Genomic DNA, 12,997 nt, shown 5'->3' on the forward strand with positions numbered 1-12,997 from the left:
TTCCTCTCATTGGTAAGTGATAAATGATGATGGAGAAATTATAGCACAAGCACCCCTTCCAGCTAAAAAACCTGAGATAATCTCAGGGGAAAATTTGACTGTCAATGCTATAATCCGTTTATCTCAACAAGGCAGGTGGCCCGTGCAGCAACGTCAAGCTGATTTCAACCAGGATGCGCTCAAAGGCCTGCAGGATTTCAACCGGCAGGCATTTTTCGATGCTCATGAATACTTTGAGGAAGCCTGGCGCTCCTCGCCCCTCGAGGAACGTGAACTCTATCGGGCTTTATTACAGATCAGCGGCGGTTTTTATCGGCTCACGCAAGGCCGACCAACCGCAGCACATAAATTCTTTGATCGGGCCCTCCACTGGCTGCAACCCTTCCCTTCACCTTTCAAAACAGTCGATATTGACTCCCTCCGGGCTTGGCTGACCGAACTTTTGAATGCACTGATGGAAGGCCACTCGTCTGAGACTATACTCACCCAATATTTCCATCCAATTGACCTGCCCAACCAGGAGACGCTATGAAAGTTCTCATCACCGGTTTCGAACCCTTTGGTCAAAGCCTCATCAACCCCAGCCAGATCTTGCTGGAAGACGCGCCGGATCAATTTCCAGGTGGCATCGAGCTGGTTAAAGCCATTCTCCCGGTGGAAAAGGCAGCCGGACCCGAGGCATTAGTAGATGCCATCCTTCGTTACCAACCCGAGGCTGTGATCTGCTTCGGCCTGGCAGTTGGCCGTTCAGTGATCTCGCTAGAGCGGGTTGCCGTCAACCTGATGGATTACCGCATGCCGGATAATGCCGGGCAGACCGTTCAGGATCAACCTGTCAACCCCGATGGACCGGCCGCCTATTTCAGCAGCCTTCCCCTCCGCGCCATGCTCACCGCCTTACAGTCCAACAATATTCCGGCTGAGCTCTCCCTCACGGCTGGATCCTATCTCTGCAATCAGGTGTTTTACACCCTGATGCACCACCTTGCCACCCACGGGCAATCCATCCCAGCCGGGTTCATCCATCTGCCGGCTTGCCCAGAGCAGGCCGCTCACTTTGACAAACCCACCCCAACCCTTAGCCTGACAATCATTAAGTCAGCCCTGCCTCTCCTATTGGAGACACTAACCTAAAAAGCCTATCGTGAAAGGCTATCGCAATGAAAACAATCCAACCCACCAACCAACTGGTCCTCACTGAGGACACTCGCCTGGAAACTGGCACCTATTTCCTGCCTGATGGGATCATTATCGCCGAAAATGGCATCACCCTGGATGGGAACGGTGCCAAGCTGATCGGCAACGGTCATTCAGGAATTGGCATCCGCCTCAACGGTTTGCAGGAAGTCACCCTCAGGAACCTGCAGATCAGCGGTTTCACTCAGGGCATCCAGGCTATTGACTGCCAGGAGCTCACCATCACTAATTGCCGTATCCGCGAGTGTGGAGTTGTGATTAGCGACTCGTCCTCAGACTCCCCCTGGCATCCAACAGAGTCTTTTCCCTGCGGCGTTTTTATGGGGAGCGTTGGCAACAGTCAGATCATCCGCAATGACCTCCAATGCCAATCCAATGGATTGGTCGCCGTTTCCTGCCGTGAACTGACCGTCAAAAGCAACATCGCGAGCCATAATCCTGGGTTTGGCTTCATCGTTAACGACACCTCCAAATCCACCTTTTTGAAGAACCAGGCCAACCACTGCGCTTCAGAATTGACCAAGCACCCGGCTTTCGTCAAAGCCAGTGAGCATTCTGCCGGCTTCCTCTTGTTCAACGGATCAGAACATAACACCTTCAAATTAAATGAGGCCAGGCTTTGCGCGGCCGGGTTCCGATTGGAAGGGCTAACCTCAGATGGACAGGCTGCCCCCTGCAGCAACAATCGCTTCGAAGGAAATGACGCCTCTCATTGTGTTTTCAGCAGCTTTGCAGATCGTTACAACCAAAATAACCACTATCTGCAAAATGAGGCTTCTCATTCAAATACCGGTTTCGTTTTGTCCGGGGTTTCAGGGGCCACCTTCGAGCGGAATACCCTGGTCGGGAATCACAAGGCCGGTATCGCCGCAGAAAACAGCGTCCACTGCGATGTCATCAACAACACCCTCCAGGATAACCGCTTTGGCATCCTCCTGTGGAGCAGGCCGGACGAATCAACCCAACCACGCCCTCCTGAGAACGACACCAGCAAATTCTGGGATATCCGCAATAACACCCTTCTGCGAAATCACACCGGCATCCGCATCGCCGCAGACCAGGTGGCAGGGCTGACACCCCTCGGCACCAACCTGACGGTCCAGCCTCCCAAGCCGCACGACCACGAGATCTACCAGAATGTGATCTCCGACAACCGGATTGGCATCCAAACCTACGAAGCTGAGCGAACAATCATCAAAGATAACCAGTTTGGGTTAAACTTGTTGGGTGATATCAAGTCCTAACGTTTGGAGAAACATGAACCCTATCGTCATCGAGAAAACCCAGCAAGCAATTGAACTGCTCAAGGAAAATAACATTGACATGTGGCTGACCTTTGTCCGTGAGACTAGCGCGGGTGGTGACCCCGTCCTGCCATTGATCTACGGCGAATCGGACCTCACCTGGCAGAGCGCGCTGATCTTCACCCAAAGTGGTGAACGCATTGCCATTGTTGGCCGCTTTGAACTGGAAACCGCCCACAATGTTGGGGCGTATGACAAGGTCATCCCTTACGATGAATCAATCCGTCCTGTTCTGCTGGCGGAACTGGAGCGCATATCCCCTAAGCAAATCGCAATTAACACTTCCGAAAGCGATGTCCTTGCAGACGGCCTCACCCACGGCATGTACCTCAACCTGTGCGCTCTGCTGGAAGGTACGCACTATATTGACCGTCTTATTTCAGCCGAAAAGTTGCTCAGCAGCCTGCGTGGGCGCAAATCTGCGCTCGAGATCGCTCGCATCCGCACGGCATTTGCTATAACCGAAGAAATCTATGCGAAAGCCATTAGTGAAATCCAACCCGGCCTGAGCGAGATCTATGTGGCAGAGATGATGCAAGCCGAAGTGGTCCGCAGAGGGCTCGATTTTGCCTGGCCCCGCAGCAATAACCCCGCGGTCAACTCGGGCCCTGATTCACCGGTCGGACATAATGCGCCCACCGAGATCCGGATCGAACGCGGCCACCTCCTGCACTTCGACTTCGGCATCCGGAAAGAGGATTATTGCTCAGATATTCAGCGGATGGTTTACTTGTTGAAGCCGGGTGAATCAAAAGCCCCGGAAGCGGTTCAGCACGGTTTCGATACCGTCGTGCATGCCATTCAGGCCGCGTTCGACCTCATCCAACCCGGCGCAACTGGTGCTGAGATTGACCAAGCTGCCCGCGAGGTTGTGACCGGTGCGGGGTATCCTGAATTCAAGCATGCCACCGGGCATCAAGTCGGTCGCCTGGCGCATGATGGCGGCGCTATCCTGGGACCTGCCTGGGACCGTTATGGGCAGACGCCGTTTCTCCCCCTGGAAGTCGGTCAGGTCTATACCCTTGAGCCCAGCCTGATGGTGCCAGGTTTCGGCATTATCGGCCTGGAAGAGGATATCGTCGTCACAGCTGAGGGCGCAGAATTCCTGTCAAACCCTCAAACGGAACTCATATTGAAATAATGACCCAAGTTAAATTAAAAAAGGACACACAGTTGTGTGTCCTTTTGGTGTTAACGTAGGTTTACTCTTCGATAATATCGATGGACTGGATTTTCACCCCATCATATTCCGGGTGCATCGGGTCACGGGGCGGGATCGCGAAAACCACATCCATCCCATCTACCACCTCACCAAAGACGCTGTGTTTGCCGTCCAGCCAGGGGGTCGGCACATGGGTGATGAAGAACTGCGAGCCATTGGTGTTCGGGCCGGCATTTGCCATGGAAAGGATACCGGGTTTGTTATGGCGTAATTCGTTATTGAATTCGTCTTTGAAGGAATATCCCGGGCCGCCGGCGCCGGTGCCTGTGGGGTCACCGCCTTGGGCCATGAAGTTCATGATCACACGGTGGAAAATCGTGCCATCATAATAGCCTTCACGAGCAAGGAAAACAAAATTATTCACTGTCCTGGGGACCAATTTCTCAAAGAGGTCAAGGGTAATATCACCCTTATCCGTATGCATGACCGCTTTATAATTCTTGGCCAGGTCGATTAACATCTCCGGGGCTGACGCCCATTGCTGGATCTTTTTTGCCATTACTGCCTTTCTTCTCCGTAAATCTTTCTTAAGTTAACTCATATAATTCTACCAACACCCCATTGGCTGCTTTGGGGTGGACAAATGCCATCTTCCGGCCGGGCAGCTCAATCGGCGTTTCATTGATCAAGCGTGCCCCTTTTCCTTTAAGGATAGCCAGCATCCCTTCGATGTCATCAACTTCCAGGCAGAGGTGATGCAATCCTTCCCCGCGTTTTTCGAGGTATTTTCCCAATCCCGATTCGGGATCGGTGGGCTGGACCAATTCTACTTCACTATCGCCCACTGGAATGAAAGCGACTTTCGACGCTTGTGAGGGTACTTCTTCAATATGATCGAGCTCCAGGCCCATCACATCCCGCCAAAAACCTAGAGCGGCATCAATATCATTAACAACAACCGCAACATGGTTGATCTTTTTCACTGCTGCCATGCTTGCTCTCCTTAGATGAACGTTGGTGGGCGATATTCACCCCAGACATCGCGCAGAACGCCGCAAATTTCACCCAGGGTGATATTGCTCTCGGCGCATTCAACCATTACCGGCATAAGCGGTGTGTCACCTTTGGCTGCTGTTTCCAGCTGACCTAAAAGTTGACTCACTTTTTCGCCGTCCCGCCGAGCCCGCAGCGCTGCCAACCGGGCTACCTGATCTTCTTCCACGGAGGGATCCACTCGCAGTGATTCGAGTTCGATCTCCTCTTCCACCTGGAAATCGTTCACACCGACCACAACCTCATCGCCTTTTTCAATCGCAATCTGCACCTTATAGGCTGCTTCCTGGATCTCACGCTGCATGAAGCCGGTATTGATGGCGTTCATCGCACCGCCCATCGCGTCAATCTTCTCAATATATGCCATCGCCATCGCTTCGATTTGATTGGTTAGTGATTCAACGACATAAGAACCCGCCAACGGGTCCACTGTGTCGGCTACGCCCGATTCATAGGCGATGATCTGCTGAGTACGTAAAGCCACGCGAACCGATTTCTCGGTGGGCAGCCAGAGCGCCTCATCCATACTGTTGGTATGCAGCGATTGCGTCCCACCCAGCACGGCCGCCAGGGCCTGCAGGGTCACCCGCACAACGTTATTCTCCGGCTGTTGCGCTGTGAGCGTTGAACCCGCGGTCTGTGTGTGAAAACGCAGGCGGCACGATTTCTCATCCTGTGCCCCGAAGCGTTCTTTCATGATTTTGGCATAAAGCCTTCGGGCCGCCCTGAATTTCGTAATTTCCTCCAGGAAATTATTATGGGCATTGAAGAAGAATGACAACTGGCTGGCAAAATCATCCACTTTCAAACCAGCATCAATCGCGGCCTGAATGTAGCCAATCGCATTCGCCAGGGTGAAAGCCACTTCCTGTGCGGCTGTCGAGCCTGCTTCTCGGATGTGATACCCGGAAATACTGATCGTGTTCCAGCGGGGAATTTCATCCTTGCAGAACTTGAAGACATCCGTGATCAACCGCATGGAAGGCTCCGGCGGGAAGATATAGGTCCCACGGGCGACATATTCCTTCAAGATGTCATTCTGGATCGTCCCGCGCAGCTTGCTCAGCGGAACGCCCTGCCTCTTGGCAACGGCGACATAAAATGCCAGCAAAACAGCGGCCGGAGCGTTGATCGTCATGCTGGTGGAGACCTTATCCAGGGGGATATCCTTGAAGAGCGTCTCCATATCCTCTACGGAGGAAATTGATACACCGACTTTACCAACCTCCCCCTGCGCCAGGGGATCATCAGCGTCATAACCGATCTGGGTGGGCAGGTCAAAAGCGACTGAAAGGCCAGTCTGACCCTGCTCCAACAGGTAGCGATAACGGGCATTGGATTCCTGGGCTGTGGCATAGCCAGCATACTGCCGCATGGTCCAGAACCGTCCACGGTACATGGTCGGCTGCACACCCCGTGTATATGGATATTCCCCGGGGAAACCCAGGGAACCTTCATAATTAGGATGTTCTGGTGGAAGCATTACTGGCGGGAGTTCGATACCGGATGAAGTCGTGAATTTATCCCGGCGTTCAGGGAATTTTCGGACCAATGGGTCGTAGACCTCATCCTCCCATCTTTTCATCTCATCATTTAAAGACATTCATACCTCAAATGGTTTTCTATTTTGGTTTAGGGCTAACCTCAAGTATACCCGAAACCCATTTTGCCTACCGGCACATTTTTTAAGGATCAACCTCATATTTTTTATCAATGGGAAAACAATAGGATTTGAAAATCGTAGGGTGCCGCACCTCTTTTGTGCGCACCGCCCAGATCGCCACGTTGCACCTTACGGTCGCTACTCGCGATGACAAGCGTTTTCGTAGGGTGCTGCACCTCTTTTGTGCGCACCGCCCAGATCGCCACGTTGCACCTTACGGTCGCTACTCGCGATGACATGCGTTTTCGTAGAGTGCTGCACCACTTTTGTGCGCACCACCTTGCTGGTTAATCTCCCAAGTCCACCATTCACTACTCACCATTTTTCTGGTAAAATCCTTTAGCTTGTCCGTTGTACCCTTCGGGCAAGACAAATCAACATTAGAAAGCACGAAAGGGCTTGTAAAGATGAAAGTATTATTGATCAAAGATGTGTACAAATTAGGTCGAGCCGGCGAGATCAAGAAAGTCGCCAATGGTTATGGCCGCAACTACCTCATTCCCCAAGGTTTTGCCATTCCCGCAACCCCCGGCGCCATGAAACAGGCTGGTCGGATCTCAGTCAAGGCGACAGAACGTCGCGCTGTTCTGAACGAGGAATTGGCCTCCGTGGCAGAGGTGTTGGAAGGCAAGACCTTGACCTTCGCTGTCAAGGCTGGCGAAACCGGAAAACTCTATGGCTCCATCTCCGATCAGGACATTGTGGAATTCGTCAAAGAGAACTTCGAAATTGAACTGGAAAAACGCCAGGTCGAGACCGAACCAATCCGCGAACTGGGTGTCTACACCCTTCCTGTTCACCTGACAATGGACCTCGTTCCCAGCATCAAAGTCATCATCCACCGTGAAGGTGAATTGCCGACTGAAGAAGTTGAGGAACTGGAAGCCGTTGTCGAAGAAGTTGCTGAGGCTCCTGTGGTTGAAGAAATCGCAGAACCCGAAGCAGAGGAAGAGGCTGCTGAGGACGAAAGCGAAGAAGCCGAAGCCTAAGCTAAGCATCCTAGCATCGTAACCCATAACCGGCCTGATTGTGAACAATTCACCAGGCCGGTTCTTATTTGAGCTATAATACGCCCATGACACAAACACTCGGACAACAACTCAAAGCGATCCGCCAGTCCAGGGGGATCCAACTTGAAGAGATTGCCGAAATTACCCATATCCGCTTGAACTATCTGGAAGCCATCGAAGAAGGCGATGTTGAAAACCTGCCTTCTCCGGTGCAGATGCGCGGTTTTCTCCGATTATATGCTGATACATTAGGCGTTGAATTCGAAGACCTGAAGGTCCAGGGATATCACCTGACCCGAGCTGACGCGCTGGCAGCCTCACAGGAAGAAGAAGAGGAAGAAGTTTCGGAAGAAGTGGAAACCGATTCAGAGATCTCTGAAGATATGCCTGAGGGCGAAAATAAACGCAGCACAGAGCCGGTGGCAGAAACGCCGTATGGTACCGAGATTCCTGCGCCAACAAAAACCATTGAGCCAGCAGATGAAACTCCCCCGGCAGGCGTTAAACCGGAGCTCCCAGAAGAATCTGAAGAAAAGCCCACCCCCGAAGCGAAAATTATCTTCAAAGAAATCGGTGAACATCTCCGTCAGCGGCGAGACCTGCTGAGCCTTTCTCTCGGTGATGTCGAAACGCACACCCATGTCCGCAAACACTATCTTGAGCTTATCGAAGCAGGTGCCTTCGGGGAACTTCCCTCACCCGTCCAGGCCCGGGGAATGCTGGCAAATTATACCGAATTTCTAAACCTGGATGTTGATGCGATTTTGCTGTATTACGCTGAAGGACTGCAGAAGCAGCGCCTTGAATCCCAAATTGCGACACCGAAACATGCCCCTGCCCGTTCCCTCAGCCCTAAGGCCCTCCGTCTGAAGAACTTCTTCTCATTGGACCTGTTTGTCATCGCTGGGATTTTCCTGGTTTTTGCCTTCTTTATCATCTGGGGCGTCAACCGGATCATGTCGGTGAATATCCCGGAGACGGCTGCTACCGACCTCCCCGAAGTGGCCGATGTGCTCCTGGCCACCAGTGCGGCAGAGACGCCCACCCCGGATTTGGCCTTGACGGAAGAAGGCACAGCCGGAGCCGGTGAAGGTGATGAGACTGAGGTTGTGGAACAAACACCCCTCTTCACTTCCGTTGCCAACACCAGCGCCATCAACCTGGTGATCATCCCCCGGCACAACACCTGGGTCCGGGTCTATGTGGATTATGAACTCGCCTTTGAAGGACGCATGCTAACCGGAAACGCCTATGATTATTCCGCCAATGCGCTCATTGAAATTAACACCGGAAATGCCGGTTCTCTCCAGATCTATTTCAACGATCAGGACATTGGTCCAATTGGCCTGATCGGACAAGTGGCGGATCTGGTATTTACAGAGAATGGCCTTGTCCAGCCAACGCCAACGGCCACGCCAACCGTCACCGAGACGCCGCAGGCGACACCCTCCTCGACACCTACCCAAACACCTACTAATGACGAAGCAAACTAAACAAACCTATCACTTGATATCATTGGGATGTCCCAAAAATCTGGTTGATTCAGAGTCGATGGCTGAACTGCTCAACCATGAAGGTATGACCCCCGTAGACACCCCTGAAGCGGCTGAATACCTGATCGTGAACACCTGCGGCTTCTTGCAAGCTGCCCGTGATGAAGCTATCGGTGTGCTGACAGATTTGGCCAGCGAGAAAATGAATTGGCAGAAACTGATCGCTGCCGGTTGCATGACAGCACGCCATCGCCAGGAAATCATCGACACCGTTCCCGGCATTGATGGCCTGTTGGGCACCCGCCGCTGGATGGATATCATGGATGTGATCCGCCAGACGGATGAGACCCGCCAAGCCCTCCCCTATACCCACTTCCCCAGCGTCCAAACAGTTGGCCAGGATGAAAAAGGCTCCCACCGGGTTGCCATCCAGGGCGGCAGTGCCTATCTAAAAATTGCAGATGGCTGCCGCAGAGCCTGCGCCTATTGCACCATCCCCCTGATCAAGGGCACCCTCGTCAGTCGTCCGATGGATAAAATCGTCGAAGATGCCAAAGCACTGGCTGATATGGGCATCCAGGAGATGGCACTGATCGCCCAGGATGTGACCGACTATGGCCATGACCTGCAAATGAAAGACGGTCTGACCACCCTGCTGGAAAGTCTGGTCAAAGCCGTCCCGGATATCCCCTGGATCCGGCTGATGTATACCTTCCCGGGTTATGTCACCCAACCTTTGATTGATCTAATGGCGTCCGAGCCACAAATCGTCCCCTATCTGGACATGCCCCTCCAACATGCCGACCCGCGTGTGTTGAAAGCCATGCACCGCCCAAGTCGGATGGATACTGTCCGCGAAACCCTCTTCGCCATTCGGGAGAAGATGCCGGAAGCTGCTCTCCGGACGACTTTCATCGTCGGTTACCCCGGTGAGGATGAATTGGCTTTTGAAAATCTGGTCAACTTCACCCAGGAAATCCAATTCGACCACATGGGTGCCTTCACTTATTCCTTTGAAAAAGGTGCGCCGGCTGAGCCGCTGGGAGATCCCATTACTGAAGATCAGAAAGTCGAACGGCTGGAAACCTTGATGCAGGTTCAGGCCGATATCTCTCTTGCCCGAAATCAGCAGTTCATCGGCAAGGTGCTGGATGTCCTGGTGGAAGGTGTGGACGAAGAAAACCAGATTTCCATTGGTCGCTCCTATCGTGACGCCCCCGAAGTAGATGGCCTGGTGATCATCGAGGATCTCGCTCCAGTCGGTGAAATGGTGGAAGTGCAGATCAACAGTGCACTCACGCATGACCTTGTTGGTCAATTATTCCCAAACGAAGAAGAATAAACTTAATTTATATTAGACCTGAGGATAAAAGAACAGCGATCCGAAATCGGATCGCTGTTTTTATTATATTTGAATCTTCCTGTCATTAGGGATCAGGTGAAGGTGTCACTTCCTCCGTTGGCACCTCTGTGGTTGCGTCACCCGTTGGGGTCGGGGTTGGTGTGGCCGGTGCTTGTGTTGGTGGATGTTGGATCTCCCAACATTTTTCGGCTGCGGTTTTGGCAAGCTCCTGAAAATCAGGATCGGTCCCAATGGCAGAAGCCTGATCGAAATATTCCTGGGCCTGACACCATTTTTGCTCGTTGGCCAGCAAAGTACCCAGTTCGTTCGCGGCACGCTGGAACCGGACGGAAGCTGTCATACCGGACCCGTCTCGAAGGTTTGGGAGGGCCAGTCGGACCTGGTCCATAAAGCTGTAAACCTGGGCCCAATCCACTTCCCAATAGCTGGCACCGGTGAGGTAAAGCCGTGTCCAGGACCGGATACCTTCCGCAGTGGAATCCAGGGGAGCAAACTGTTCAGCCAGGGAAAGGTCATAAATACCCGGCTCCAGGCTGCCATCAACCAGGATCTTATCCAGGCCACGGTTTCGCAGGGCGATATAGAAAAGACCATCCACTTCGACCGCGCGATAGGATAGGTTTTTCTCCCGCAGGGCCTCCAGAGTGGCGATGGCTTCATCCCAGGATTCGGCCTCCATCAGAGCCGTAGCCATATTGAACATCTCCTCTTCGCCACGGACATCAGGTGTGGGAGTCACGGTTGGCAGGCTTGAAGTCGGTGTCACCAGTGCGGCAGCGCCGGACACATCGAGCATCAGCAACACTTGGGGATAGAGCTCATTCAATGCCGCCATTTCTTCATCATTGAGGTATACACTCATTTCGTCCAGAATCCAATCCAGACGGGTTTTCGCCACCTCATAGCGGCCTTCAGCAATGTCTGCCCGGGCCAATTCAAGCTGTGAGTCAATCTTAGGGGCAGCCTGTGTTTCGGCCAAAGCCAGACGATCATTGATGGCACGCGGGATGCCTAAGGCCGCACCACCCAAAATGATCAGCAAGCCGATCAGCAGTCCCATCAAATACCAGGATGAACGACGTTGAAAGAATTTCTTCTTGTCTTTTTTCTTTTTATTTTTCTTTTCGGGGACGGGTTGCGTCACCTCAATGTTGTTGTCAGTCATAGCGGAGATTATACCTTAATCCTTTTTAGAGTTGAACCAGAAGCTTAAGGTCTTTCCAGATCGGAACAGCAGCAACCAAGGCCCCAATGGCAGCCCCGCCAATCGCCAAAATGACCGCTGGAAGGGATAAGTCCAGCCCCTGATAGATCAGCCAAGTTACCACCCCGCCCAAAATCGCACCCGCCACGCTCCGCAGAATCGGTTTCCCAAATTGGTAAGGCTCCGGTGCTTTCCGGTTGAGTAATATCACCAGGATCAGCGCTTGAATACTATACGAAAGTGAATTTGCCAGAGCTATACCCCCCGCCGCCATAGGTTTCATCAAGCCAATCGCCAGGCCAATATAAACGATCAACCCTGTGAAGGACACCAGCATCGGCACCAGAGCGTTCTGTTTGGCATAAAAGGCCCGAACACCCACTTCAACAACGCTGTGCCCCAAAAGGCCGATCAGATAGCCCTGCGTGGCCCAAAGGATCATCTGGGCATCGCCCAGGGAGAAACCAAAAGCCACCTGGATCAGTGGCAGGCTCACCAGAGAGATGATCACCGTAAGCGGCAGCGAAAGGGCAATCATCACCCGCAGAGACCGCTCGATAGTGTCCTTAAAAGCACGCTGCTCATCCGCAGCCGCCAGGCTGGCCAGCGTGGGCAGCAAGGCGGTTGCGATTGCGGTACCGATCAGCGTCTCAGGCACCTGCTGGATCCACCAGCCATAGCTCAATGCTGTCACCGAACCAGTCACCAGCCGTGAAGCAAGGTTATCCCGGGCCAGGAAGATCAACTGGATGAAGACCATACTGATCAGACGGGGCCCCATCAGCCGCAGGACCTCTTTCATATGTTCATCTTTGAAATTAATCCTCGGCGACCAGCGGAACTTATATTTGATCAATCCCGGTATCTGAATCAACAAGTGCAGTGCAGCACCGATGATCACGCCATAAACCAAGCCCTGAATGCCCAGCCCAAAGGCGGGCAACTGTACGCCACCCAACACAAGGCCCTCTTTCGGTGCCAAGATCACAGCGCCGAAAATCTGCCCCAAATCGTAGAGCAAGGGTGCAATGGCCGGTAAGAGAAAATGCTGATTGGCTTGCAAGCCGGCCATCACCAGACCACTGATCGAAAAGATCAGGGTTGAGATCAGGTTCATCCGCATCAACTGGACGGCCAGATCTTGCTGCTCAGGTGTAAATCCCGGCGCAATCCCTAACTGACCGCGGACCAAAGGGCCTGCCAATAGGGCCACCACAATCGCCAGCACTCCCGTTACGATAAAGGCCAGGTTGGCAACCTGCGAGAACACCCGCCAGGATGCTTCCCGCCCTTCTTTTGAGAGCGTTGCGCTCAGCACGGGGATAAAGGCAATCGCCAGGGCGCCACCGGAGATCAATGCAAAGAGCAAGTCCGGTAGGTTATTGGCCGCGTTGAAGACATCAAGTTCTTCAGAGAGACCAAACTGACGTCCAATGATGATCGTACGCAGAACCCCCAAAAGTTTATCCATCCCGAAAAACACAGCTAACAACAATGAGATCCGGGTCAATCGACTGGTTTTCTTCATCGTTTTCCTTTCCTGATTTG

General features: G+C 52.9%; 12 protein-coding genes. 7 read left to right on the forward strand and 5 right to left on the reverse strand.

Annotated features, from left to right (window positions below):
- Window positions 1-16: 16 nt before the first annotated feature.
- Genes JR338_04225 through JR338_04240 form a run of 4 tightly spaced genes read left to right on the forward strand, consistent with a single transcriptional unit; the run spans window position 17 to window position 3,642 of the window.
- Window positions 17-532 (forward strand): DUF309 domain-containing protein, encoded by a 516-nt coding sequence (locus JR338_04225; protein QRN83961.1) that lies wholly within the window; start codon window positions 17-19, stop codon window positions 530-532.
- Window positions 529-1,134 carry a pyroglutamyl-peptidase I gene (pcp, locus tag JR338_04230; protein ID QRN83962.1) on the forward strand — a complete coding sequence of 202 codons (606 nt, stop codon included), beginning with the start codon at window positions 529-531 and terminating at the stop codon, window positions 1,132-1,134. Before JR338_04225 ends, pcp begins: the two co-directional genes overlap by 4 nt.
- Window positions 1,135-1,160: 26 nt before the next feature.
- The gene (locus tag JR338_04235) at window positions 1,161-2,441 is read left to right on the forward strand and encodes a right-handed parallel beta-helix repeat-containing protein (GenBank protein ID QRN83963.1); all 1,281 of its coding nucleotides are present in this window, start codon (window positions 1,161-1,163) and stop codon (window positions 2,439-2,441) included.
- Between the two features lie 13 nt (window positions 2,442-2,454).
- A complete protein-coding gene (locus tag JR338_04240; protein ID QRN83964.1) occupies window positions 2,455-3,642 on the forward strand; it encodes an aminopeptidase P family protein in 1,188 nt (395 codons plus the stop codon).
- Between the two features lie 61 nt (window positions 3,643-3,703).
- Here JR338_04240 and JR338_04245 read toward each other — a convergent pair whose 3' ends face one another.
- The 3 genes from JR338_04245 to JR338_04255 are packed head-to-tail and all read right to left on the reverse strand — an operon-like array spanning window position 3,704 to window position 6,319.
- Complete coding sequence (locus JR338_04245) at window positions 3,704-4,222, reverse strand: peptidylprolyl isomerase (GenBank protein QRN83965.1); 519 nt, start codon at window positions 4,220-4,222, stop codon at window positions 3,704-3,706.
- Between the two features lie 28 nt (window positions 4,223-4,250).
- Entirely contained in the window at window positions 4,251-4,655 is a 405-nt protein-coding gene (gene mce, locus JR338_04250) for a methylmalonyl-CoA epimerase (GenBank protein QRN83966.1), read from the reverse strand.
- 11 nt (window positions 4,656-4,666) lie between these two features.
- A complete protein-coding gene (locus JR338_04255; GenBank protein ID QRN83967.1) occupies window positions 4,667-6,319 on the reverse strand; it encodes a methylmalonyl-CoA mutase family protein in 1,653 nt (550 codons plus the stop codon).
- A gap of 467 nt (window positions 6,320-6,786) precedes the next feature.
- Between JR338_04255 and rplI the strand changes: the two genes are divergently transcribed.
- From rplI to rimO, 3 genes are all read left to right on the forward strand, one after another.
- Window positions 6,787-7,368 carry a 50S ribosomal protein L9 gene (gene rplI / locus JR338_04260; protein ID QRN83968.1) on the forward strand — a complete coding sequence of 194 codons (582 nt, stop codon included), beginning with the start codon at window positions 6,787-6,789 and terminating at the stop codon, window positions 7,366-7,368.
- A gap of 86 nt (window positions 7,369-7,454) precedes the next feature.
- Window positions 7,455-8,882, forward strand: coding sequence for a DUF4115 domain-containing protein (locus JR338_04265; protein ID QRN83969.1), 1,428 nt, complete (start codon window positions 7,455-7,457; stop codon window positions 8,880-8,882).
- On the forward strand, window positions 8,866-10,224 hold the full coding sequence (gene rimO, locus JR338_04270; GenBank protein QRN83970.1) for a 30S ribosomal protein S12 methylthiotransferase RimO: 1,359 nt from the start codon (window positions 8,866-8,868) through the stop codon (window positions 10,222-10,224). The genes JR338_04265 and rimO overlap by 17 nt, the downstream gene beginning before the upstream one ends.
- Before the next feature lie 85 nt (window positions 10,225-10,309).
- Here rimO and JR338_04275 read toward each other — a convergent pair whose 3' ends face one another.
- The gene (locus JR338_04275; GenBank protein ID QRN83971.1) at window positions 10,310-11,410 is read right to left on the reverse strand and encodes a hypothetical protein; all 1,101 of its coding nucleotides are present in this window, start codon (window positions 11,408-11,410) and stop codon (window positions 10,310-10,312) included.
- 25 nt (window positions 11,411-11,435) lie between these two features.
- Window positions 11,436-12,977, reverse strand: a complete 1,542-nt coding sequence (murJ, locus tag JR338_04280) for a murein biosynthesis integral membrane protein MurJ (protein QRN83972.1) — start codon at window positions 12,975-12,977, stop codon at window positions 11,436-11,438.
- Between the last annotated feature and the right edge of the window lie 20 nt (window positions 12,978-12,997).

The organism is Chloroflexota bacterium (genome assembly GCA_016887485.1).
In the GTDB taxonomy this organism is placed as follows: domain Bacteria; phylum Chloroflexota; class Anaerolineae; order Anaerolineales; family Anaerolineaceae; genus Brevifilum.

Bases quoted from the DNA above. Each gene is read 5' to 3' on its own strand.
- pcp (QRN83962.1), top strand. From the start codon at position 529: ATGAAAGTTCTCATCACCGGTTTCGAACCCTTTGGTCAAAGCCTCATC.
- JR338_04235 (QRN83963.1), top strand. From the start codon at position 1,161: ATGAAAACAATCCAACCCACCAACCAACTGGTCCTCACTGAGGACACT.
- JR338_04240 (QRN83964.1), top strand. From the start codon at position 2,455: ATGAACCCTATCGTCATCGAGAAAACCCAGCAAGCAATTGAACTGCTC.
- JR338_04245 (QRN83965.1), bottom strand. From the start codon at position 4,222: ATGGCAAAAAAGATCCAGCAATGGGCGTCAGCCCCGGAGATGTTAATC.
- mce (QRN83966.1), bottom strand. From the start codon at position 4,655: ATGGCAGCAGTGAAAAAGATCAACCATGTTGCGGTTGTTGTTAATGAT.
- JR338_04255 (QRN83967.1), bottom strand. From the start codon at position 6,319: ATGTCTTTAAATGATGAGATGAAAAGATGGGAGGATGAGGTCTACGAC.
- rplI (QRN83968.1), top strand. From the start codon at position 6,787: ATGAAAGTATTATTGATCAAAGATGTGTACAAATTAGGTCGAGCCGGC.
- JR338_04265 (QRN83969.1), top strand. From the start codon at position 7,455: ATGACACAAACACTCGGACAACAACTCAAAGCGATCCGCCAGTCCAGG.
- rimO (QRN83970.1), top strand. From the start codon at position 8,866: ATGACGAAGCAAACTAAACAAACCTATCACTTGATATCATTGGGATGT.
- JR338_04275 (QRN83971.1), bottom strand. From the start codon at position 11,410: ATGACTGACAACAACATTGAGGTGACGCAACCCGTCCCCGAAAAGAAA.
- murJ (QRN83972.1), bottom strand. From the start codon at position 12,977: ATGAAGAAAACCAGTCGATTGACCCGGATCTCATTGTTGTTAGCTGTG.